This window comes from Novipirellula rosea, assembly GCF_039541335.1.
Lineage (GTDB): Bacteria > Planctomycetota > Planctomycetia > Pirellulales > Pirellulaceae > Novipirellula > Novipirellula rosea.
Genome location: NZ_BAABGA010000120.1, coordinates 614,361 through 636,123, shown reverse-complemented (window position 1 = coordinate 636,123; position 21,763 = coordinate 614,361). Strand labels below are relative to the sequence as shown.

Genomic DNA, 21,763 nt, shown 5'->3' with positions numbered 1-21,763 from the left:
GCGTTTCATGACGATTCGACTGCTGCAATCCACATTGCAGCAAGTCTCGTCACATCCGGTATCGTCCAGACAACCGTTACATCTTTACTTTGGACCACCACAAACGGCTATTTTTTCTCAGCCGCCTTTGCTTTCATTTCTTCGAGTTGGCGTTCCAGCCGCTCAATTTCGGCCTCTAACTCCTTGCCCCGCTTGCTGGTGACATCGCCGGACGGAGCAGCAGAAACCTTTCCTGCAGGCAACTCGAGCATTTCGTTAGATGGCGAATCCGCTTTGGATTTGGTCTCCGACCGGCGACGCGTCAACGGATCGGTATCAAATGCTCGCTCGACCGGAGCCACCTTGGGCGTCGCTAATTCTTCGAAAGCGGCTTGATCGATCGCCTCTTCATCGCCAAATGCCAATGGATCGGCATCCATGGCAGCGGCCGCTTTTGCCACTGGGTCGGGTGGGGTCAAAGATTTTGCAGTGGGTGCCGACGAAGTCTTGCCGCTGGCCGCATCGCTGGTCTGTTTTTTCTGCCCCGCCAAGAAGTTCCCTAGAGCGGCTCCGACCCCTTCGAGCATTGACCCCGCGTCGCCGCCACCGTCACCCGGGTTGCCGCTTGCCTCGCCCGGTTTGCCCCCGGTCGATTTGGCAACCGTATCGCCGCCCAGCGTGCTGGCGGGATCCAAGGAAAGCGTCAGCAGACGTTCATCGCGAATCAGTTGCAATTTCAGTGGTTTGTCCGCGTCCCACTGCTGCAGACGAGATTCAAAACGTTGGGCGGTAAACACAAACTCGCCATCCACCGAGACGATCCGGTCCGAAATTTGAAACCCCAATCGCTCACCAACCGATTCGGATTGAATTTCCGTAACCACAGCGCCTCGCACCACTTGAGCATCTTCGACTGCGATCCCCAAACGCTTCAACATTGAATCGGATGCTACCGAAGACGATGCCACCGAAGACGATGCCACCGAAGAGGGAGTGTCTGCGGGGACCGATACAGCCGGTTCGTTGGGAACCAGCACCGATTTCGCAGGCTCGGTGGGGTTTGACGCGACTTTGGGTTGGCGACGTTCCGGTTGCGAGGTGGCTGGTTTGGCGGAAGCCACGGGATTGTCGCTGATTGATTTTTCCACCAACGGGATCGTCAGCTGGCCGATTTGTCGACCGCGAATCACTCGCGCGACTACGGATTCGCCCGCACGCCGTTGGCTTAATACCGCAACGACCGATTGGATCGTCGGTGTCTCTTGCCCATCAATCGCAACGATCATATCTCCCTCGCGAAGTCCCGCGTCATCCGCACGCGAATGCGCAGAAATGCGAGTCACTCGTAATCCCTGCATCGCAACGTTCATCTGTTCGACGTCCACTCCGAGCGAGCCGCCGCTGGGTGTCGCTGCGGGGCGCGAGGTGACGGGCGGCGTGATCGTGCGGGGACGAACGATCGGTTGGACCGGACGCAGCGGCGTTTGAGCCCTCGGTTGAGGCTGCACGGCCGCCGGGTTCGGCTGCACCGCTGGATTGGGAAGAGGCTGAGGCTGCAACAAGGGCTCCAAACGAGCACGCAAGCGTGGAAAGAGCTGAGCGTGAGCGTTGTTCTCACTCACAAAAGTGGCAAATCCAATCGCAACCGCAATGGCCAAGAAAGGTGCGTAGTGACGTTTGCTCTTCATCATTTCTCTCAACTGACTGTCCCGTATTACCGTTAAAATCAAGCCCATATCATACGGAGCGGGTGACCAATCTGATAGGGTCAGGGGCTGATTGGGGTTTGCGAGCTTTACGACGCCCCCCGTTGGTTGCTTTGAAATCAAGCTCGCACTGAACCCTGCATAAACCGGACCCAAAAGAGCTGACATGCCTACGATTTGCCCTCAACTTGCCCCCATTCACGATCTGCCAGCGATTTTGCCCAATTTATTGCAGGATCTTTCCATCGGTCGGGCCCAAATTGTGGTCGATCAGATCCGAGGTCTGCTGGACGACGGGAACCAGGACAGTGTTTTGATTGTGACCGCGATCGACCAAGATTCGTCCACGAATGAAGCGGCTAGCAAGCCGCTGGCCGCCGCAATCGCGATTCTGCCACTGCAGCACGGTGAATCGGCAACTGCATCCAACGATTCGGCGACGCTGCTGCACGCTGGCTGGATGACCGAAGTCGCGGCATCAGACCGAGCGGGGATCATCGAGATAATAAAAAAACAACTCGACGAGACACTTTCCCAACGAGGTGTCCATTTCGTTCAATGGGCCTGTGATGGATTTAGTCTGACTGAGGTTGCCGAGGCATGGTTCGAAGGACTCGGGTTCCGCTGGGTGGCCGACCTCGAATACATGACCAAGTCGCTCCAGTCGGCAGCGGAGAAGACATCCCGCCACGACATCAAGCCGCCACGATTGCGGCTTTCACCAATGGACTGGAATAACGAGTCCGCGCTGACGATGTTCACGGACCTCGTCGAGCAAACGTACGTCGAGACGCTCGATTGCCCCGTATTGCTGGATTACCGTTCGGCTGAACAAACGATTGCGGGATACCAGAGCAACGCCTCCTTTGCTCCGGAATGCTGGTTCACCGTCTGGCCAACCACTCCTATGGAAAACGACGACAAGCCGATTGGGGTAGCAATCTTGGCCCGCCACAACGCGAAGCGAAATAACACGAACCCAAGTTCGGAAAGCGGTAACGATGCTGTGAGTTCAAATGAAGTCGTCGAGCTCGTTTACATGGGGCTGATTCCGAGCGTCCGGGGTCAGCGATTAGGGATCGATTTGATCCGCTCGGTGATCGCGACTGCCGAGGGGTTTGACGCCAGTCGTTTAATCTTGGCAGTGGACCAGCAAAATGACTTTGCCAGCGATTTGTACCGCGCTTTTGGACTTCAACCGATGCTGGAGGAATCGGTGTGGGTGAAGTCGCTGTAATTGAAAGCAAAATCTCACTGACAAGGCCACAGGGTCGTAAAAAACGCCGATTCGGCTAGCGGCTTGCCCATAAGCCATTGATGCGAAAGCCGTTACGGCAGCAAGATAAAAATGAAGTTCCCGTGAGGTTTCTGTTATCGACATATTTTCCACAAACGTACCCAGTCTAACGACCGCTCCGAACACGCTAGGGTGCCACAAAACGAGAGTGCCGTATCGTGGTCTTTTTTGGATTGTGCGGACGTCAGAGCATTGCGCTAAAGAAATCTTCTTATTGAAGGTGCAGAGGTATTTGACTTCGATGCTAGCAACCATAGAATCTGGCCTCACGCGAACGAGACAGTGTGCTTTGAAAAAGCATGAGGCGGGTTCTAAGAAAGAGTCCTTTGATCGCGAGAAGTTATTTGTGAACGTTCGAGTTTGGGAAGGCACTGTTGCCGCCCAGCGGAGCTAGGTTGGCACGATTTCAAATCGCCAACGCTTTCGGCTGCACTCCCGACTCGGCCATCCAACGGCATTCTATTTTCGCGTCCTCATTTGGGCGATCCGGTTAGCGGATCCTTCCGAGTGGTGGCGTGTTGGTTGCACCGCGAAATATCCATGAAGGAGGATTGCGCTACCGGTATGTCTGCACCGCACGGCTGCATCGACGACAAGGTTGTTGTCGAAACATTCAAGGAAGCTTTGAAAGAGCGTATCGGTGCAGATCGATTCCGGATGTGGTTTACGCACGGAGTCGCCTTCGCGGTCCAAGCTACCCCAGCCCCAAAAGCGGCGGGTGGCGAGAACGCTGCCGAGAACTCGCAACATGCCGAGGCACGCGAGCAATCGCTTGCCCAGCCTTCGCTTGGCTCGCCCGCGTTTGACTCGGCCGCATTTGACTCGGCCGCGCTCCCATCGCGGCTCGACTCGGGCCCCCGCCTGGTCGTACTGGTCAGTGGCCAATTTGCGTTGGATCGTTTGCGGCAAAACTTTTTGCAACAAATCCGTGCAGCGGCGGCTCAGGCATGTGGTTCGACATTGGCTGTCGCAATCGAACTTGGACGCCCCGAACCCACGCAAGTGGAACTGCCACTGGAGTCCGACGATTCGGAGGACAGCGGATCATCGACGTCCGCCGCGGCGGTGACGCCTCAAACGCTGACGAGCGTGTCCATGGGCGCGTTATCATCGGGCACTGTATCAACGGGCGCTGCACCGGTGGGCACTGGATCGGTGGCCTCTGCACCAATGGCTCAGCCCTCTGCAGCGGCGACCGAGCGGGCTTCGTCGCCGGCCAGGGCTCGCGGCACGCAATCCCCCGCACGTCGTGCTCGTGACACTCACGGATCGCCTCAACGAAAACGATCCAGTGCACAGCCATTGTCGTCGCTGATCGCAGCCGGATCCGTTCGTTCCCCCAAACCCAAAAAATCGCGTCCGGTCGACGATGGCAGCCAGCCGCCGCTTCCCATTTTTGAACCGACCGGCACCGCCGCCCCCGATGCGACCACCTCGCCCGCCGTGCATGCTGGTTCGTCAAACGGCAAACCAGCACTGCCTCGCGACGCGATGACGCTCAGCAGTTTTGTCGCGGGAACCTCAAACCAACTTGCCCACACCGCCGTGATGATGGCGTGCCAAAGTCCCGGCAGTGCAACGCCCTTGTTCCTGTACGGCCCTTCGGGGATCGGCAAGACTCACCTCGTCAATGCGATCGCTGACCAATTCCGTCGCCGACACCGCATGCGGACCGTCGTGCAATTGTCGGGCGAAAAATTCACGAATGACTTCTGCAAATCGGTCGGCACCACCGGGCTACCCGCTTTCCGCAAACGTTACCGCGAGGTCGACGCACTGCTGATCGATGGCGTCCAGTTCCTGAGTGCGAAAAGTGCCACGCTTCGTGAAATGCTGTACACCGTCGAAGCCTTGATCGAAGCAGGGCGTCCGATCGTATTTACAGCCAACCAGGCTCCTTCGGAAATCGAAGGACTTTCGCGAGAATTGTCGGGACGCATGGCGAGCGGTTTGGTTTGCCCGATGCACTCGCTCGACTCAACGACCCGCGAAACGGTGCTGCGACGTCTGGTCCAGCAGCGATGTTCGATCCAGTGGCCGGACGAGATGATCACGGAAGTCAACGCTCAACTCGCCGGCGACGGACGTGTGCTTAGCGGGATGGTGAACCTGGTAGCCACACTACAAAAAATGTTTGGCCGCATGGCGACCATGGACGAGATCCGTCAATTCGGCGGCAACCTGCTGCGAGTCGGGCAAGCCTCGGTGACGCTAAGCACGATCGAGCGAACGGTTTGCGAAGCCTTTAAGGTACCGCTGGAAGATCTGCGTGGTTCATCCCAAGCCCGTGCGGTTTGCGAACCTCGGATGTTGGCCATGTATTTGTCACGACAATTAACCTCATCCGCGTACGCCGAAATTGCCAACCACTTTGGCGGCCGCTCGCACAGCACGGCGATCGCAGCAGAAAAGAACGTGAAGAAGTGGCTCGAGAGCGGCAAGGCGATCGGCCGTGGTCCGACCTCGGTTTCCGCTCGCGAAGCGATCGACCGCATCGAAAACCAATTGCGAACGGCGTAGGCTGCACGGGGGGGTGACTCCGTCGGGCAAAACTCCTCAATGGAGTTCAGGTTGCGTAATTCTCGATCGCCCTATCAAATAAGACTCTCTTAGCCTCTTCGTTTCCTAATCTCCACGGACCGGAACCTTGACCGCAGACGACTTTCAGTTCAAAGGCCGAAAAAAGAAGAAAGAAGCCAGCGCTAGCGAGATTTTGCAGCGGCAACCGCCCTTTGACCTCGAAGCGGAAATGGGCGTGATTGGAAGCATTCTGCTGCTGCCGATCGTGTGTGACGACATTGCGTCACTACGTGCCGAGGACTTTTTCGACGACGCGAACCGAAAGATCTACGAACATCTTCGCGAGATGCACGATCAAGGTCAAAAGATCGACATCACGCTGCTGGTTTCTCGTCTGCGGACAGCCAACGATTACGAGAACGTGGGTGGGGCGGCGTACCTCGCCAAGCTTTCCGGTGCGGTCCCCAATGCGGCGCACGCGGTTTATTACGCAGGGATCGTTTCTGAAAAGGCGGTCTACCGCCGGTTGATCGAAGCGAGCACCGAGATCCTCCGCGACTCGTACGAACAGAACAGCGAAGCACGCGAAATGTGTGCTCAAGCGGAACAAAAAATCTTTGCGATCATGGATGGTCGGTCGGGTAATTCCGTTCACAGCATCAGCGACATTCTGCATGCGGCCATGGACCGAATGGAAGCGCGGATGAGCGGCGAACACACCGACGGAGGCTGTGAAACCGGGTTCACCGAGTTCGATAACATGACCGGCGGATTGCACAATGGCGAACTGATCATTCTCGCCGCACGTCCTTCGATGGGTAAAACCGCGCTGGCGATGAACATCGGCGAATACGTCGCCATCAACCAACGGCTTCCCGTGCTGTTCGTTTCGTTGGAAATGTCCGGGATCGAGCTTGCCGACCGTATGCTCTGTTCGCTGGCGCGGGTGAACGGTCACCGGCTGCGTAACGGCACGATCTCGTCGGACGATCGCGAACGGCTAATTCAAAAAGCCAATGAAATCAGTGAAGCACCGCTGTACGTCGACGATTCTCCCAGCCGAACGGTCAGCGAAATTGCGGCTGCCGCGCGGCGAATCAAGCGGCGTGAAGAGGCGCTTGGCTTGATTGTGATTGACTATTTGCAGCTGATTGAACCCGATAACTCGCGTGACCCACGGCAAGAGCAGGTATCCAAGATCGCGCGTCGTTTGAAAGGGATGGCTCGTGAACTGAGCACCCCGCTGCTGTGTTTGTCTCAATTGAACCGGCAAGCCGAAGACAGCAAAGATCACCAACCCAAATTGAGTCACTTGCGGGAATCGGGGGCAATCGAGCAGGATGCCGACGTGGTCATGTTTGTGCACCGCGAAGAGTATTACCATCGCGGTGAAGACAAGGCTCAGTACGCCGGACAAGCAGAAATCATCATGGCAAAACAGCGTAACGGCCCCATTGGAAACGTCCCGCTTAGCTGGGAAGGCGACTTTACGCGGTTTAGCGACCGAGCGCCCGAACGCCACAACGAATTTGACGACTACGCCGAATTCAGTAGCCCCGGTGGCTTCTAAGCGGATTGTCGCTCGGCTTTCCAAGCCGTTGGCGGTCATTCAACCGATACACGACCGCTTGATCGACAACCGCTCATTGACCTTGTGAAAACCGACGGCTGCGACGGGTGTCCTGCCGCTTAGCCCACAAGCACCAGCGGGTTGCAGGCAGCGACAGGTAATTGTTGACAGACGAATGTGGGACAGACGAATGAGTCAAAACATTCCTGACAGGCGGAAAGCCAAATTCACCTCGTGAAACCTGTCGACTTCGACAAGGAAGTCGACAGTGAAATTCCAGCCAGACTACATTTCGTCAGGCAGCGACTCTTCGTCCATCATCACGCCCCAACCGTCGCTGCGGCCGCCGTGCGGCTTGGACAATTCGTCCAACTCGGCTTGAATCCGAATAATTTCGTCGTATTCAGGCACCATTGTGACGTTGACGTAGACCGTCCACGAGGGACCAAATTCTTCGTCGTCCTCTTCAAGTTCCTCTTCGTCATCCTCGTCAGGCTCGCCCGAGTCGTAGTAAACCTCGGTCTCGTACTGTTTGGCGACGAGCGCCTTTTCGATCCGATGAGCCGACGCTTCGTCCGGCGCGTCAACCGCAAACTCAATCAGCAGCGGAGCCGACATGTCGACACCAAGCGATTGAAGGTTAGCCAGTACCGCACCATCGGCATCTTCGGGATAAGTCGTCATAAACGTATTTCTTAAAAGAGGTTGGGAAAGAGAGAAGCGTAGAGGGCACCACGGAAAACCAAGCGTTCTCGATTGCCGCAAGGACAACGAGGATCGCGTCTAGGTATTGTTTTCCGTGGGCGTTTTGATGTGGGCCAAGGAGTGACCATTTTCGGAAAGGTAGGTATAGCTTCCTAGAGCACGCTCGTAGAAGCGAAGCATTTCGCCAGCTTGGGCGTTGTCAATTTTCCCGCTACTGACCGCCGCATCGATACTGTCTAACAGTCGCCGAATCAGTTCTCTGTCGTCATATTGGACATAGCCGAGCACCTCGCTGACGGTGTCCCCTTTGACGATCGATTCAATCTTGACCGCATCGCCGTTCAAATCGACGTGCACGGCATGGGTATCGCCAAACAGATTATGCAGATCCCCAAGGATCTCTTGATAGGCGCCCACCATAAAGATGCCAATTTGATAGGGCTGTTGCTTTTCAAACTCGTGCAGCAAGATCGTACGCTGAGGACCTTCACCGCCGACAAATTTGTCAATTTTGCCGTCGCTATCACAAGTAATATCGCCGATCACCGAGTGCCGTGTCGGTTGTTCGTCCAAACGATGGATCGGCATCACCGGAAACAACTGATCAATCGCCCAGGAGTCGGGAACGGATTGGAATAACGAAAAGTTGGCAAAGTAAATATCCGACAGCAACCGATTGAGATGCTTGACATCATCGGGCACATGCTCGAGCTCGCTGGCGAATTCACGCACGCGGTGACAGATCGCAAAATACAGATTCTCAGCGACCACACGTTGTTCCAGCGGTAAGTATCCACCGCTAAACAAGTTCATCGCCAGGTCGAGCGACGTCTGTGCATCGTGGAACGACTCGAGCATGTTAGTGGAAGTCAAATCACGATAACTGATCCACAGATCGAGCACTGGTTGCTCGTAATCATCTGGAACGTCCGTAGGCAAATCCTGCACGCTTCCCTGCTGGGTCACGCCCAAGGTATTAACCACCAACACGCTGTGATGCGCGGCGACGGCACGTCCGCTTTCGCTGATCAATTCCGGATGCGGAACCTCGGCTTCGTCACAAACCGTTTGCACCAAATAGACCACGTCTTTTGCATACTCTTGCATCGAGTAATTCATGCTCGATTCATTGTCGCTGTGCGATCCGTCATAATCGACGCCCAACCCGCCACCGACGTCCAACATTTCGAGCCCCGCACCGCGACGATGCAGGTCAACGTAGATACGTGCTGCTTCGAGAATCGCCGCTTTGAGTTGGCGAATGTGGGTAATTTGGCTACCGACGTGGAAATGCAGCAATTTGAAGCAGTCCGCCATACCTCGGTCTTCGAGCTTTTGCAGTTGGCGAAGCATTTCGGCCACCGTCAGCCCGAATTTCGAGCGGTAGCCGCCACTGGCTTGCCAACGCCCCGAACCTCGCGTGGCAAGCTTAACTCGCATGCCGATCGTCGGACGCACTCCGAGCGCTTCGGAGTGTTTTAAGATCAGATCGAGCTCACTGACTTTTTCGACCACGGGGATGACGGTACGCCCAATTTGCTGCGCCCGCATCGCGAGATGGATGAAGTCGTCGTCCTTGAACCCGTTGCAGATAATCGGCGTGTCCGAGTCGGTCATCGCGACCACCGCCAACATTTCGGGCTTGCTGCCCGCTTCGATTCCGAACCCGAACTCGCGTCCGTGTTTGGCAAACTGCTCGACCACATCACGCTGTTGGTTCACCTTGATCGGAAACACGCAGCGGTAGGAATTGTTGTATTGATGTTCTTCGATCGCATCAGCAAAGCTCTCGCTCAGCCGTTTCAGACGATCTCGCAGAATGCCGTTAAAGCGAATCAGAATTGGCAGGTCCAATCCGCGCTGGGTCAGCCCATCGACGAGTTCCTTCAGGTCGATCGCCTGCTCGGGATCTCGGCTGGGTGAAACCATCAACCGGCTGTCTTTTGTGACGTGAAAATACCCGTCACCCCAACGGTCGACTTCGTACAACGACGCCGAATCGGCTCCGGACCATTTCTTGGGTGCTACAACGCTCATTCAGCCAGATACCTCTTAAAGAGTTGTTGGACGATCGTGCCAGGATCAAAAACTGCCCGCAGCGATGCCAAACCAGGATCGGATTTTTACACACACACCGCCAAAAGAAAACGCCCTGCTGCAAAGCAACAGGGCGTTTCATGTCTAAAATGGAGCGTGATCCAGCGCAGCTTATGCCTGGAACGAGCTACCGCAACCGCAGCTCTTCACCGCATTGGGGTTCTCGAAGGTGAAACCTTGCTTTTCGAGGCTCGAATACCAATCGACGGTCGTGCCATCGAGGTACAACGCGCTCTTCTTGTCGACAATGACCTCGACGCCGTGGCAATCGTACTTGCTGTCTGCTTTTTCATCGAATTTGTCGTCGAATCCAAGCGTGTAGTTGAAACCACTGCAACCACCGCCAGCAACGCCGATTCGCAGCGAAGTGGACTCATCAAAGTTATTCTCTTGGCGAAACCGCTTCACTTCTTCAGCGGCTCGTTCGGTTAATTTTACTGCCATCGTTGTCAAACTCCTTCGGACGCCCTGTCGGACTGGTGAGTTTCGAAATGTAAACTACTCAGGTCTACCATGGTAATGCCGAAGCCTCCCAGAAACCCGTCAACCTTATAGTATTCGGAATGCTTGGGATTCGACAAGATGCAAGTATTGCGAATTGCCTGAGAATGGCTGCAAAACTCGCCCATCGAGCTCCTTGGAGAGGCGTGAGGGCGATTTTCAGCTCCCCTAACTCGCTGCAACGGCCTAAAGAGCGAATCGTAGTTAAATCGCCTTTGCTTGCCCAGTTGAGGGGATTTTAAACAGGATGGTAGCGACGATCTTGCTCTCTGACGCCCGGCGGTTACGGAAGCCCGTCATGCAAAAAACCCAGGTAACACGGTCAATGCCGTGGACCTGGGTCATTGAAATCAGTCAAACCTGTTCCGCGACGTGATCCCTCGGCCGCTTCATCGTGGCGGCCTCAGGCGTTTCGCTCTTGGGCGTTTCAGACTTGGGCGTTTTCGCTTTGGCTCGAACGGACGGTCTAGGCCGCTGCAGCCGATCGAGCCCCAGCAGCGTAAAAACCGCTGATGCTCTCGACGACACGATGCTGTTCCGCTTCGGTCAGCGAGGGGAAGATTGGCAAGTTCAAAACTTCCTTGCTCGCACGCTCGGTTTCGGCCAATGCATCGCGGTCGAATTCGAGGTCCTGGAAACATTGCTGCTCGTGCATCGGGACGGGGTAATAGACCTCCGATCCAATCCCACGCTCGGACAAGTGCGAACGCAGGGCGTCACGACGGCCTTCGCCGACTCGCAATGCATACTGATTCCACACATGAAACGCGTTGGGATCGGTCGCAGGCAAAACGATCTGGTCTGCGGCGACGACGTTGGCTTCGCTGAGCAATCGCGAGTAGCGTTCGGCGTTGGTGCGACGATCCTGGACCGCTTTGTCCAAATGACGCAGCTTCACGCGAAGCACGGCTGCTTGGAAGGTGTCCAACCGGCTGTTGATGCCAACGACTTGATGATAATAGCGAGGCCGCATGCCGTGGCTGGCGTACAATCGCAAACGGTCTGCGGTGGCGGCATCCCCGGTGGTGATCATCCCGCCGTCGCCCATGCCGCCAAGGTTCTTGGTCGGATAGAAGCTGAAACACCCCATTTTGCCCCAACTGCCAGCGGGACGGGAATGATAGGCCGCACCAATCGCTTGGGCCGCGTCTTCGATCACCGGGATGTCATGATCGCCGGCGATCTGGCAAATTCGATCGATTTGAGCACATTGGCCGAACAGGTGGACAGGGATGATCGCGCGAGTGCGATCGGTGATCTCACTGCGGATCGCTTCCGGGTCGACATTGAACGTATCGGGACAAATGTCAACGAATACCGGTGTTGCCCCCAATCGTGTGATGCAGCTGACCGAGGCGAAAAAGGTGAAACTCGGAACGATCACTTCGTCGCCAGGCCCGATCTCGAGCGCCATCAGGGCGAGTAGCAATGCGTCGCTTCCGGAGGCACATCCGATAGCGTTCTCAGCTTGGCTGTACGCAGCGACTTCGTTCTCCAATGCGGTGACATCAGGACCAAACAAAAATCGCCCGCTGTCGAGCACTTCGGTCAGTGCTTCGAGAAATTCTTCGCGGTGAGGGCGGTTATCACGATTCACGTCCAGCAAGGGGACGCCGTCGGTGGCATTGGCCATAGGAGCAACCTTCCATGGTTGAACTGGTTAATAAAAAAGGGGCTTGGTAAAAGCGACGTCAATTCGCGCTGGCCAAGTCAGGGGATGGATTCCCTCGTTATGAAATAATCGCAGCGTATGGTTCAGGTCAAGAGAAAAAATTTTTAACTTTGGGCGTCCCTCTTTCTTTCCGAGGTCACGATTTCTTTCGCACGCCACGGCTTGATTTCGGATAAAATGGGACCTCCCTCCCCCCCGACCTGCCTCACCTCGCCGAAATAAAGATGTACCGACGTCTCCATATTTCTCGCACTCCTCGGCTGATCGTTGCCGCTTGTGCCCTCGCAGGACTCTTTTGCCCTCTCGACCTGCTGATTGGGCAAGAACGAATCGACGGCGAAAAAACAAGTGATGAAACGTCCGCGGCACATGAAGCCTTTTTTGAAACGGTCATCCGTCCTGCGCTGATCGAACATTGTCTCGATTGTCACTCTCCTGAAACAGAAATCAGCGGCGGTTTACGACTCGACACAAAACAGGGTTGGCAAGCGGGCGGCGACTCGGGAATCGCCATCGTTCCCGGCACCTCGGATAACGGCACGCTGATGGCAGCCCTTCGCTACGAAGACGCCAATTTGCAAATGCCCCCCGATGGCAAATTGCCTGACTCACTGATCAATGCGTTTTCAAAATGGATCGCCGATGGAGCTTATGATCCACGCGAGGCACGCGGCGATTCGGAGAAACCGAAATCCAGCTCGGGATTGTCGGTCGAACAAGCACAGCAACACTGGGCATACCGCCCCATCGAGACGCCCGAAATCCCATCGGGATCCGGTGCGGCCTCGCCGATCGATCGTTTTCTAAATCAGCGACTGCATGAATTAGGACTCGCCGCGACCTCGGTTGCCGATCATCCCACGTTGGTGCGACGTCTGTCTTTTGATTTAACCGGACTGCCACCCACCCCACGCCTTGCCAACGATCTTCAAGCGAGCGAAACGGCGGCAGACACCTCCGGGGACGCGGGACACGAGCAAACCGAGTACGACGCGGCAGCCTATGAAATGCTCGTCGACAAATTGCTCGCCTCACCACGATTTGGTGAGACGTTCGCTCGTCACTGGATGGATGTCGCACGCTACGCCGAATCGATCACGTTGCGGGGTTTCGTTTTCCCCGAAGCCTGGCGTTATCGCGATTACCTCGTCGAAGCGTTTAATACCGACCGTCCCTTTGACCAAATGATTCGCGAACAAATCGCGGGTGACTTGCTCGAGTCCGACGACTTGCACCAACGTCAACTGCAACATGTGGCGACCACGTTTCTGATGATGGGGAATTCCAACCTCGAGCAACAGGATAAGACCCAACTTGAGATGGACGTTATCGACGAGCAACTCGATACGATTGGACGTGCGTTCTTAGGTCAAACGATCGGGTGCGCGCGATGCCACGATCATAAATTTGATCCGATTCCCACACGTGACTACTACGCGTTGGCGGGCATCTTTCGCTCCTCCACCGCATTAACCCACGCCAACCTGTCTCGCTGGATCGAAAAACCACTTCCTGTCAGCGATTCGATGCAGCGGCACTACGACTCGATCACTCAGACATTGGCGAGTGTGAATGCGGAACTTGCTTCGCTAAAAAAATCGGCCAGCATCGAATTGACGAAAGAAAGCCGCATTATTCCGTTGGCTGAACTTGAGGGGATCGTCGTCGACAGTGGGGCGGCAAAATTGGTCGGCGAATGGATGCATTCCACATCGGTCGGTCGTTTGATTGGCGATGGTTATATCCACGACAGCAACGAACACAAAGGCATGAAGACGGCGACGTTTGAGCCGCCAAAGTTGCCTGCGGGAAAGTACCAAGTCCGACTCGCCTATACCGCCGGCACCAACCGTGCCTCCAACGCCGTCGTCCGCGTCTTTAGTGCCAATGAAGAAACCGTGGTTCGGGTCAATCAACGCAAAGTGCCGCCCGAAGAAGGAGTGTGGGTATCACTGGGCGAATACGAGTTCGAACGCAATGGACAAGCGTTTGTGATTGTTTCCAACGAAGATTCCAACGGTTACGTGATCGTCGATGCCGTTCAATTCCTACCGTTGGCAGAAAAGCAAAACCGTTCGCTACCCGCGACCGCGTTGCAGCAAGAAATCGCGGGTCAAAATGACGAACAGAGGGAAAAACAACGCCAAGCCGCCGAGAACGCCAAAATCATTGCCGACTTGGAAGTCGAACGAAAATCGCTGGTACAGCAACTCGCCGAGCGTCCGCGTTACATGACGCTGCAAGAAAATCCGACTCCGACCGATACGATGATTCACATCCGCGGCGACGTCCACAACCTCGGCGATCGAGTGCCTCGCGGTTTCTTGACAGCGCTGCCCCACGGTGATTCGTTTCCAATCGACGCTGACGCCAGCGGGCGGCTGGAACTGGCTGATTGGTTAGCGTCGCCCGAAAACCCGCTGACCGCCCGTGTCTATGCCAATCGCATCTGGGCTGCACTGATGGGGCAAGGCATTGTGCATTCGATGAACAACTTTGGCACGAAAGGAGACCGTCCCACGCATCCCGAACTGCTCGATTGGTTGGCTCACGAATTGATCCAAAACAATTGGTCAACCAAACATCTCGTTCGCACGATCGTGATGTCGGATGCTTACCGCCGACGAATAACGCTCGACGACGCGGGGCGGAACCAACGACAACAAAAGGTCGACCCCAAGAATGAAACGTATTGGCGAGGGCACTCGCGACGACTAAGCGTCGAGTCGCTTCGAGATGCGATGCTGCAAATCAGCGGCGAACTGGATTTATCTCAGGGTGGATCGCTGATTCGGCGCGGCACCAACGCGGATTACAACTATCACATCGATTCACCGCGGCGCAGTTTGTATCACCCCGTGTTTCGCAATGCGTTGCCGGATTTGTTCGAGGCATTTGATTTTGCGGACGCCAGCGTTTCGGTGGGACAACGCACTCGCAGCACCGTCGCGACGCAGGCGTTAGTGTTAATGAACCATCCCTGGATCATTGCTCGCGCCAACGCGGCTGCCGCGAATTTCCGCGAACAATCCTCGTTATCGTCCCCCGATTCGCCATCGGACGCCGATTCGCCATCGGACACCGAGTTGGTGGACCGCATCTATCGCCACTGTTTTTATCGTCTACCGAGCGACGCAGAACGCGCTACATGCTTGGCATTCCTGGAACAGCCCGCCGAACCTGGCGAACCCGACCGGCTTGCCGTGTTGATTCATTCGCTGTTCGCGTCCCTCGATTTCCGCTACCTGCCCTGAGGTAAAAACGTCATGATCGACTCAATTTTCCCACGCCGACAAATGCTGCAGACCGCCGCCTGCGGTTTTGGTTCGATGGCCGCCTCGGCGCTCTTGGCTCAAACCAATGCGTTCGCGCAAACGCATCAAGCTGCCGCAGGATCGGACAAATCATTGCCGTTGGCACCCAAAGCCAAACGGATCATTTTTTTGTTCATGCAAGGCGGCGTCAGCCAAGTCGATTCGTTTGATTACAAACCGTTATTGGCGAAACACGATGGCCAGTCGTATGAATTTGATGATGCGCGGCAACTCGCCCGATCGGGCAAGGGCCGGGCATTTCGCTTGATGCAATCCCCTTGGAAATTCAACCAATATGGCGAATCAGGCCGCTGGGTGTCGGACTTGTTTCCCGAAACCGCACGTCATGCCGATGACATGTGCCTGTTGCACGGCATGCACACCGAGGGCGTCGCCCATGGCCCCGCAACGCTGTTCCTGCACTGCGGCAGCACCAATTTCATCCGCCCCTCGTTCGGTTCGTGGCTGCTGTATGGCTTGGGCAGCGAGAACGAGAATCTGCCGGGCTTTATTTCGATTGCCCCCTCGATCGGAAACGGCGGCGCACGGAATTACGGCAGCGCCTTTCTGCCGCCTCGTTACCAAGGCACCAAGGTCGGTGGGGCCAGCAGCAGCACGATGACCATCGACAGCCTGACTCGCGACGATATCCCCCACCCGCTGCAACAACAACAGTTTGAATTACTCAATCGATTGAACCAGCAGCAACTCGCACAGCGTCCGCTGCAGGACGCCGAACTCGACGCCGCGATGAAATCGCACGAGCTCGCTTGGCGGATGCAACAATTCGCGCCCGAGACACTTGATCTCTCTAGCGAGACCGCCGAGACGATCGAGATGTACGGAATCAATGCCCCCGAGACCAAACGGTATGGAGCCCGGTGCTTGATGGCCCGGCGAATGTGTGAAGCCGGGGTGCGGTTTATTCAAGTCAACTACGGGGACGATTCCGCCAACCCCGCCTGGGACCAACATTCCAATTTACCTAGACACAGCACGCATGCCCGCGCTGTGGACAAACCGATCGCGGCGCTGTTGACCGATCTCAAACAACGTGGCTTGCTGGAAGACACGATCGTGTGGTGGGGCAGCGAATTTGGTCGCACTCCCTATGCCCAAGACAACGGAACCGGTCGTGACCATAACCCTCGCGGCTTCACGGTCTGGCTAGCCGGAGGCGGTTTTCGTGGCGGACATTCGCACGGAGAAACCGACGAATTTGGATTCCGCAGCATCGCGGGTCGCGTGCATATGCATGACTTGCACGCCACCCTGCTGCATCAACTAGGACTCGATCACAAGCAATTGACCTTTGAGCATGCCGGTCGCAATTTCCGGCTCACCGACGTGCACGGTAAAATCGTCACTGAGATTCTCTCCTGAGAATATTGGTTGAGAATCTTTGCACGGGACTGCAGCGTGGGGATCGCCCCTACGCCCTCGCAACAACACGCTCTGTCGTTAGATGACATGCTCCGTTCGTTCGACAGCCCGCTTCAGTCCGACGAAACGGTATAGCTCAGAGGGCCGGGACTTGGGATCGTTTCCATCAAATCACTTTGCGAGTGGAACTTGGCAGGCAAAATTTGCTTTTTAAAGCTGGCTCCCGCCTCGGGCGAATCTGCGGGCAAGTTAGCGGCAACCTCTTCATAGCCACGGATTTCCACTCGCTTTGCACCCGGAATCACGGGACCTTTGAACACACCGTCGATCACTTTCAAATTGTCGGCTTGGACCGATGGATCGTCGGGCACAAACGTCACGTCTCCGTTGGCCAACGGCACACCGTCCAAATTGACGGTCCCTTCGACGACGACGCGGGCCAGCGGATCGCTATCGCAGCCACAAAGAAATAACGAGCAGGAGAACAAAACGACCACGATCACTTGAGTTGACACTGTGCGCATGAATGATTCCGATTCAAAAAGGATGTTTGAAAAAAACATGCTGAGGGGGAACAGCAGCAAACGCGGCGGGGAGTGAAAAGCTGCTCCCCGCCGCGAGTTTGAAATGGTCTACGCCGGCCCCCTAGGGCAGCGTCACAACTTCGCCATTGTTTCGGGTGCCAATCGCGCGATAGGTAACCAGGTCAATCGATTCAGTGAGGAACCGGACCGAACCATCCGCCAGCGTGAATTGTGCGCCGCCGGGATGCACGCTCCGTGCGAAGTTGCGGATCTCCACAGCACCCCCGATCGAATTACAGGGTGCTAGTCGATAGGTCTCGGTCTTGCACGAATAGACTTGATCGGGCAGCGTGCTATTAGGAGATTGCCAGGTGGTGAAACCAAATCCACCGTGCGGACCGCCGCCCCAATACCCGCCGGCTCCGCCCCAACCGCCAAGCCCGGGCCGCACCAATGTCTCGCCGACCATCAGCGTATTGGAGGTTCCATCGACAACGTCGCGCATCTTCGTTTTCGAATCGTTGTAAAACATGCCATCGAGATTGGTCATTGGCCGAGTCATCTCGGTGCTGGCGGCTGCGACCACATAGTTGCCTTGAAATCCTTCGCCGTTGGCCCGCCGCGAACCACCACCGCCAAAGCCACCGGCGCCGGGATCCGAAGGACACATAAAGGCGGGTAGAACTGCATCCTTGAGCTCGGGAGGTGTATCCATCACCCATTGTCCATCCCAGTGCTGGTAGGCTTCCGAGACCGTTCCGATTTCGATGAATGACATCACTTGCTGCATCCAAGTATCCCGCCGATGAAACGTCCCCGAATCTCGATAACCATACGGGTAGATGCGAAACGTGTCATGGTAGTTGTGCAGCGCCAAACCAAGTTGTTTCATGTTATTGGAACAACTCATTCTCCTGGCGGCTTCGCGGGCCGCCTGCACCGCGGGCAACAACAACCCAACCAGAACTCCGATGATGGCAATCACCACCAATAGCTCGACCAGAGTAAAACCCTGGTTCGCGGAGCGTCCTCTTGTATTTGCCTTCATCACTTCCCCTTTACCCCTGAATTAAGAAACAAAAAGCGCAAGCCTGAGACAATCTCCACAGGTCTTGGTCTATAGACTACCGGGCATCGATCTGCTGTCAAATTTTTGCGAGTGGGTTTAAGGCCGAATGAGAGTCCGCAAAACGCGTGATTTGCCTGCGACCGGAGAGGCGATTTTCGTCGCTCACAAACAGCAGTGCAGGCGGTGCCGCTACGAACAAACAGGGGTCTATTAGCACCCGCTAACTCACGAAAACCAGAGTCACGATTTCTTCGGAACCACGAAACGAAATTGGCGAAAAATTGTTTTTTTTTGCGGAGCGTCTGCAGTCGATGCGATCGACGTTGCCGATCAGCAAGTGTTTTTTCTTTGCGGTGCGGCATCGACCGTTTGGTCTGATGCGAAGTTTTCACTCGCGGCCAAGGGACGATTTGCGGCGTGATCGCGACCGAAAGTCGGCGGTGTGGAACGCGAGCGTTATTAAAGTGATGACACTGGGTAAACGCCGTGGACTCACCATCTCCACACCTCGCTAACCGAACCGAACGCTGAAAAGTGAGCGTGTGTGCACTATGCGTCACCTCGTCACGCGGTTCCGGTTCAGCACACGCAGTTCGCGAAGCAAAATTTGCAAGGCAAAAAAATTTATGGCGACCAGATCTTTTAGAAATACCACAACAATTTCCACCCCACTGGAACGCACCCCACCCCTATAATGGCGGCTATAGAACTCCGGTGCATGGAATAAGATCACCCCGGTATATGAAGTGCGGAATCCGTTGGCCAGAGTCATTTAGAGGCATTCGCCACCGTTGCAGTCTTAAGTTGGGCCCAGCGTCCACGCCCCCTAGATGGGGCAATCTCCCTAATCCGTGATTGTCACGGGGGGACTAAACTTAGGCGGATCAACACGCGGATTCGCTCGGATAGTCGTTTACAGCTAGAAAGCCACTTGCCTCAGAAGGAGCGCACGATGCTTCGCCGTTCCCCGTTGGTCGAAACTTATCGAGCGGAGATCACACCTCCTCCGCCGCCGGACGATGCCCTGCTGCAGATCGACGACCTCGTTTCGTACATGCGGTTTTTGCTGCGTCACAAGTACCGCATTTTATTATCACTTTTGTACGCTTTCGTGGGCGGTTGGATCTATTTCCACAATCAGCCGGTGGTTTATCGCTCGAAAGCAGAAGTGTTTGTCGAACCTAAGGACTCGCTCGATCGCGAGGGTTCCTCGGCGCGGGGTCATGACGCCTCGTTGCTTGACACGCACGCATCGCTGATCAAAAGCCCATGGTTTGTCGACAAAGCGTTTCAAGAGAACGAACTACAGGACCTCGCTTTATTGGCGGAATCCAGTAACGTCGCCAACACCATCCTGCCTTCGATGAATGTGGATCATGAAGATTCGATTGTTCAAATTTCATTCGACAGTATTTATCCCGACGAGTGCCCCAAGGTGCTCGAAGCCCTCGTGTCGACGTACCAGCATTATTTGATCGAATCCAGCCGCGAAAACTTGGAACAGGCGATCGAACTGATCTACAACAAGGCGGAATCGCTACAGCATGAAATCCAAGAGAAAAAGCTGGCTTTTCAGCGTGCCAAAGCCTCCGTCCCGCTGCCTGCGATCGAGAGCGCCGAACATGCCTCGTCCGCACGACAATTGATCGAGATTGATAACCGGCTTGTCGATTCCAGGGTTCGACGCGCGGAACTGCTGTCGCGACTAGCGACGATCAAAACCGCTCAATCACAAAGTATCCAAACCGCAAGCCTGCTGCTTCCTGTAATCTACCAAGAACATCAGATGCAACTCGCCGCAACGGAACGGCATCGGCAGGAGCGTTCGGAGGACCAAGCGGAACGATCAATTTGGCGTGGCGAGTCCAAGCAACAGCAATCTTACGACCGATTGCTAGAAGCCCGCATTCGATTGCAAGGACTAAAAGAAAGACTCGGTGAACAACTGTTTCCGTTGGAGGAAGAAGAGAAACTGCTGGCCAATCAATACGGAGACAACTATCCATCGTTACAGGAATTACGCAACAAAATTGACCAGGTCCGTGACCTTTATGCCGAGCAAATAAAAACCATCGAGCTCGAGATCGCGGCCGAAAGCCAAGCCCCCGCCGCCTCCGTGGCGACCCGCTCGGAATCGAAACCTAAGGCTTCCGTGACCGAAACCATGGAAAGTAACGAGTCACAACTGGCGGATTTAATCGATACCTACATTGGATCTCTACAACAGGAACTGGCCGATCTTGATGCGGCCGATCAAACGTTGGCGACTCAATACCAAACGATGAACCAACGGATGCAGGATCATCGAGACAAGGTTCGCGAATCCGAGCTTCGTCAGAATGAAAATGATCATTTATTGGTCGAGATCTCGCTTGCGGAACGACGCTACGATGCGCTGATCAGTCAACTCAGCCAATTTGATTTGAACAAAGATTTTGGGAACTTTGGCACCACCGTGATCGCGCCGCCGAGCAACCCGTCGCAGGTCGCCCCCAACGCACTAATTACCATTCTGACATCGGGAATGATAGGATTGATGTGCGCCTTTGTCTGGGTAGGTTGTGCTGAAATCGCCGAACGAACGCATCATAACCCCGAGGCGATCCGTGATCTCGGGCTACCAATTCTTGCCAAAATCCCCGAACGCCATCGTGACCGAAAACGTTTAAAGTCACGCCAGCCTCAAACCCTCTGCACCGTTCACGAACCCGAATCTGCGGATGCGGAAGCCTATCGATCGCTACGTACCGCACTGGATTGCATCAACCAAACCAGCACCAACATGGTGATCCAAGTCACCAGCCCCGTCGCCGGAGACGGAAAATCGACACTGGCGGCCAACCTTGCGGTATCGATTGCTCAGTCCGGCAAACGCGTGCTGTTAATGGACACCAACCTCCGCGCCCCAACGATGCATAACCTGTTTGGCAGTTCCAATAACGCTGGATTGTCGACGTTGCTCAGTGGGCACTCCACCCCACGTGATGTGATTCGAGAAATGAATACTGCGGGGTTGTATTTGCTGCCGGCTGGTCCGCAGCCGAAATGTCCGGCAGATCTGATCGCATCACCGCGGTTCGCACGCTTTACCGACTGGCTAAGAGACAGGTTTCAATTCGTGATCATTGACACGCCGCCGATCTTATTGGCCAGTGAATCGCGTGTGATCGCGGCGTTATCGGACGGCGTCCTGTTGACCGTCCGCTCACATCAAAACGATCCTGCCGAAACGCAACACGCATGCGAACTACTCGAGATCGCGGGTGCCAACGTGTTGGGAGTGGTGGTCAACGAAACAACCTGCAGTGCATGTCGTCACCGCAGCTTTGAACCGCCGCAAATCATGACCACGTCCCAAACGCCGATAACGACAAGCCGACGGATCAAATGAGTGCCCAATTTGGGTGTCGCGTATCGCTGGACATA

The 21,763-nt window shown here is 55.5% G+C and carries 13 protein-coding genes; 6 read left to right on the top strand and 7 right to left on the bottom strand.

Annotated elements, in window-relative coordinates:
* Positions 1-107 precede the first annotated feature (107 nt).
* Positions 108-1,667, bottom strand: a complete 1,560-nt coding sequence (locus ABD971_RS34455) for a PDZ domain-containing protein (protein ID WP_345328318.1) — start codon at positions 1,665-1,667, stop codon at positions 108-110.
* A 184-nt stretch (positions 1,668-1,851) separates the two neighbouring features.
* Between ABD971_RS34455 and ABD971_RS34450 the strand changes: the two genes are divergently transcribed.
* The 3 genes from ABD971_RS34450 (at position 1,852) to dnaB (ending at position 7,072) form a co-directional block, all read left to right on the top strand.
* Positions 1,852-2,922, top strand: a complete 1,071-nt coding sequence (locus ABD971_RS34450) for a GNAT family N-acetyltransferase (protein ID WP_345328317.1) — start codon at positions 1,852-1,854, stop codon at positions 2,920-2,922.
* A 624-nt stretch (positions 2,923-3,546) separates the two neighbouring features.
* A complete protein-coding gene (locus ABD971_RS34445; protein ID WP_345328316.1) occupies positions 3,547-5,502 on the top strand; it encodes a DnaA/Hda family protein in 1,956 nt (651 codons plus the stop codon).
* Between the two features lie 127 nt (positions 5,503-5,629).
* A complete protein-coding gene (gene dnaB, locus ABD971_RS34440) occupies positions 5,630-7,072 on the top strand; it encodes a replicative DNA helicase (protein ID WP_339941428.1) in 1,443 nt (480 codons plus the stop codon).
* 285 nt (positions 7,073-7,357) lie between these two features.
* On the opposite strand, the gene ABD971_RS34435 is transcribed toward dnaB, so the two are convergent.
* The 4 genes from ABD971_RS34435 to ABD971_RS34420 all read right to left on the bottom strand — a co-directional run bounded on the left by ABD971_RS34435 (position 7,358) and on the right by ABD971_RS34420 (position 12,008).
* A complete protein-coding gene (locus ABD971_RS34435) occupies positions 7,358-7,756 on the bottom strand; it encodes a ribonuclease E inhibitor RraB (protein WP_339941426.1) in 399 nt (132 codons plus the stop codon).
* A 99-nt stretch (positions 7,757-7,855) separates the two neighbouring features.
* Complete coding sequence (gene speA, locus ABD971_RS34430) at positions 7,856-9,814, bottom strand: biosynthetic arginine decarboxylase (RefSeq protein WP_339941424.1); 1,959 nt, start codon at positions 9,812-9,814, stop codon at positions 7,856-7,858.
* Between the two features lie 171 nt (positions 9,815-9,985).
* Positions 9,986-10,318, bottom strand: coding sequence for a HesB/IscA family protein (locus ABD971_RS34425; protein ID WP_339941422.1), 333 nt, complete (start codon positions 10,316-10,318; stop codon positions 9,986-9,988).
* 523 nt (positions 10,319-10,841) lie between these two features.
* On the bottom strand, positions 10,842-12,008 hold the full coding sequence (locus tag ABD971_RS34420; RefSeq protein ID WP_339941420.1) for a DegT/DnrJ/EryC1/StrS family aminotransferase: 1,167 nt from the start codon (positions 12,006-12,008) through the stop codon (positions 10,842-10,844).
* 263 nt (positions 12,009-12,271) lie between these two features.
* Between ABD971_RS34420 and ABD971_RS34415 the strand changes: the two genes are divergently transcribed.
* A complete protein-coding gene (locus tag ABD971_RS34415) occupies positions 12,272-15,301 on the top strand; it encodes a DUF1553 domain-containing protein (protein WP_345328312.1) in 3,030 nt (1,009 codons plus the stop codon).
* 12 nt (positions 15,302-15,313) lie between these two features.
* Complete coding sequence (locus ABD971_RS34410) at positions 15,314-16,744, top strand: DUF1501 domain-containing protein (protein ID WP_345328310.1); 1,431 nt, start codon at positions 15,314-15,316, stop codon at positions 16,742-16,744.
* A gap of 113 nt (positions 16,745-16,857) precedes the next feature.
* On the opposite strand, the gene ABD971_RS34405 is transcribed toward ABD971_RS34410, so the two are convergent.
* Together ABD971_RS34405 and ABD971_RS34400 are read right to left on the bottom strand one after the other, a co-directional pair.
* Positions 16,858-17,268: a hypothetical protein gene (locus tag ABD971_RS34405; protein WP_345328308.1), complete on the bottom strand. Its 411-nt coding sequence runs from the start codon at positions 17,266-17,268 to the stop codon at positions 16,858-16,860.
* 121 nt (positions 17,269-17,389) lie between these two features.
* Entirely contained in the window at positions 17,390-18,316 is a 927-nt protein-coding gene (locus ABD971_RS34400) for a DUF1559 family PulG-like putative transporter (RefSeq protein ID WP_339941412.1), read from the bottom strand.
* 973 nt (positions 18,317-19,289) lie between these two features.
* Here ABD971_RS34400 and ABD971_RS34395 point away from each other — a divergent pair.
* On the top strand, positions 19,290-21,728 hold the full coding sequence (locus ABD971_RS34395; protein ID WP_345328306.1) for a polysaccharide biosynthesis tyrosine autokinase: 2,439 nt from the start codon (positions 19,290-19,292) through the stop codon (positions 21,726-21,728).
* Positions 21,729-21,763: the final 35 nt, after the last annotated feature.